Below are 798 nucleotides of genomic sequence, written 5' to 3'. Positions count from 1 at the left end.
CCATGCCACCGCTGATGAACAATCACGGCAATTACATCGTGTCACTCGGCAATGTCTGCCGCTGGCTTGGCACGAAAGCAGAAGAGCTGGGCGTTGAAATCTATCCGGGCTTTGCTGCCACCGAAGTTCTTTATAATGATGAAGGCGCTGTAATCGGTGTTGCTACTGGTGATATGGGCGTCGAGCGTGATGGCTCACACGGTCCAAACTACACACGCGGCATGGCGCTGCTTGGCAAGTATGTTCTGATCGGTGAAGGCGCACGCGGCTCGTTGGCAAAGGAACTGATCGCGAAGTTCAAGCTTGATGAAGGTCGTGAACCAGCCAAGTTTGGTATCGGCCTTAAGGAACTCTGGCAGGTCGATCCGTCCAAGCATAAGCCGGGTCTGGTACAGCATTCATTTGGCTGGCCGCTTGATATGAAGACCGGCGGTGGCTCGTTCCTCTATCATCTTGAAGACAATATGGTTGCAGTCGGGTTCGTACTGCATCTCAACTACAAGAACCCGTATCTGTCGCCGTTTGAAGAGTTCCAGCGGTTCAAGACGCATCCGGCGATCCGCGATACATTCGAGGGTGGCAAACGCCTTTCTTATGGCGCGCGCGCGATTACCGAAGGTGGCTTCCAATCAGTGCCAAAACTGTCCTTCCCGGGTGGTGCGCTGATCGGTTGTTCGGCTGGCTTCGTCAACGTTCCCCGCATCAAGGGCAGTCATAACGCAGTTCTGTCGGGCATCCTTGCTGCCGACAAGATTGCGGAAGCTTTGGCCGCTGGTCGTGCCAATGATGAGCCGATTG

1 protein-coding gene is annotated in these 798 nt (G+C 54.8%); it reads left to right on the top strand.

Features of this window, described 5'->3' with window-relative positions; genetic code table 11:
• Window positions 1-798 (top strand): NAD(P)/FAD-dependent oxidoreductase (locus QSJ70_RS27315; RefSeq protein ID WP_285541357.1); only part of this gene is annotated, 798 nt, incomplete at both ends.

This window comes from Brucella sp. NBRC 12950 (assembly GCF_030268145.1).
GTDB lineage: Bacteria > Pseudomonadota > Alphaproteobacteria > Rhizobiales > Rhizobiaceae > Brucella.
Note: the sequence above shows the minus strand (reverse complement) of the source record. Positions and strands in the feature narration are given on the sequence as shown.